The following is a 1,920-nucleotide window of genomic DNA, read 5'->3' on the forward strand; positions in this document are numbered from 1 at the left end:
TGCGCGCCGACGCCGAGGCCTATGTGCGGAGCTTCTCGCGCGATCTCTCGGCCCGGGCCGCGGCCGGCGATGGTCCGGGGGTGCTGGGACGGCTGACGTCGGATGGCGGCCGCGCCTTCATGCTGCTGGACGCCGCCATCGGCGACCTGGCCTGATCCCTCCCCTCAGCCGGCGAGTTTGCGCCGCAGGGGGACGGCGGCGATCAGCCCGGCCACGGCCATCGCCGCCATGGCCCAGTAGCCGCCGGCGCCGAAGCGGTCATAGAGCGGCCCCGACGCCGCCGTGGCGAGACCGATCAGCACCCCGGCCGACAGCATCGAACTGAGCGTCTGGGCCGCCGTGTGGCTGTCAGGCGGCGACAGGCGCTCGACGATCTGCAGCCCGGCGAGGAAGGTGGCGGCGAAGGTCAGGGCGTGCAGCGCCTGCAACGGCCACAGCAGCCACAGCGGCGGGGCCAGGGCCATGGCGCTCCAGCGCAGCACCGCGGCGGCCGATCCGATCATCAGCAGGCTCCAGGGTCCGATGCCGACCCGGCGGCGCCACGGCTCGAACAGCCACATCAGGGCGATCTCTACGATCACGCCAAAAGCCCAGAGCTGGCCCGTGACCGCCTCACTTATCCCCTGGGTTTTCCACAGGATGGCCGAGAAGCCGTACTGGAAGGCGTGGGCCGCCTGAACCGCGCCGATGGCGAAGATGGCGGTCATGAAGACCGGATCGGCGACCAGGCGGCCGAGACCCCGGAAGCGCTCCAGCCCGGCCACGACGGCCCCGTCGGCGACCGGTTCGGCCGGCAGGGCGAAGGCGGCGACGGCGGCGAGGCCGAGCGAGGCCGCGACGAGCCAGACGATCACCCCGTCCACGGGCCCGTGCAGCAGCAGGGCGCCCATGCCTATGTTGGCGACCACGAAGGCGGCGGAGCCCGCGCCGCGCGGCAGGGAGAAGCTGAAGCCGAGTCGCGCCGCCAGCCGCAACGTCATGACGTCGGTGAGGGGCACCAGCACGCCCATGGCGGTGGCCCCGACGAACCAACCGAGCGCCCGGACGGCGTAGAGGTCCGAGAGTCCGGCCACGCCATAGCCCGCCGCCATGACCAGGCCCATCAGGGCGATCGGCGTGCGCCGGTACCGGAATCCGTCGGCCCAGACGGCCAGCAGCGGACCGGTGACGATTCGGGCCAGCATCGGCGCGGCCAGCAGGGTCCCGATTTCGGCCCCGCTCAACCCCTGCGCGCGCATCCACAGGCCTGCAAACGGAAGGGACACGCCGGTGGCGCCGAAGAGCAACACATACTGTAAAGCCATGCGCGGGGCGGCGGTCATGGCGGGCGAATAGCAGACGCGCGGGATTCTGTCGGCTAGCGTCGCAACATGACAGTTGATCGCAGTCTGGCGGCCTTCGCCGCGCTGAACGGCGCGCTGGCCGTAGCCCTCGGGGCCTTCGCGGCCCACGGCGCCGGACCGCAGGTCAAACAGCTGCTGACCACCGGCGCCCATTACCAGCTGGTCCACGCGGTGGTCGCCCTCGTCTGCGCCGTCTGGCCGGCCCGGAACCGGCTGATCGCGACGGCCGGCTGGCTGGCCGCCGCCGGCGGTCTGATCTTTTCGCTCGCCCTTTCTGCCGTCGCCCTGCTGAGCCTCTCCGCCATGGGCGCGATCGCCCCGATCGGCGGCCTGCTGATGATCGCAGCTTGGCTTTTGATCGGCTTTGCCGCATTGCGGACACAAAGCCCCCACGCCTGACAGCCACGAAACGAGACCGAGTACCCGTATGGCCTTCCCCGTGCCCGAGACGTCCCGCCGCGACCTGTTTCCCGAGATCGAGCCCTACGCCAGCGGCTTCATGCCGACCGATGGCGTTCACGAGATCTGGTACGAGGAGTGCGGCAACCCGCAGGGCCTGCCGGTGGTGGTGCTGCAC

The 1,920-nt window shown here is 71.3% G+C and carries 2 protein-coding genes and 1 pseudogene; 2 read left to right on the forward strand and 1 reads right to left on the reverse strand.

Features of this window, described 5'->3' with window-relative positions; genetic code table 11:
* Positions 1-164: 164 nt before the first annotated feature.
* Positions 165-1,322: an MFS transporter gene (locus RDU12_RS12585; protein ID WP_300291625.1), complete on the reverse strand. Its 1,158-nt coding sequence runs from the start codon at positions 1,320-1,322 to the stop codon at positions 165-167.
* 48 nt (positions 1,323-1,370) lie between these two features.
* Here RDU12_RS12585 and RDU12_RS12590 point away from each other — a divergent pair, with 48 nt between their 5' ends.
* Positions 1,371-1,742: a DUF423 domain-containing protein gene (locus RDU12_RS12590; RefSeq protein WP_300291622.1), complete on the forward strand. Its 372-nt coding sequence runs from the start codon at positions 1,371-1,373 to the stop codon at positions 1,740-1,742.
* 28 nt (positions 1,743-1,770) lie between these two features.
* Positions 1,771-1,920, forward strand: a pseudogene (locus RDU12_RS12595) (prolyl aminopeptidase); the annotation flags it as partial.

Source organism: Brevundimonas sp. (assembly GCF_031082345.1).
Classification (GTDB): Bacteria; Pseudomonadota; Alphaproteobacteria; order Caulobacterales; family Caulobacteraceae; genus Brevundimonas.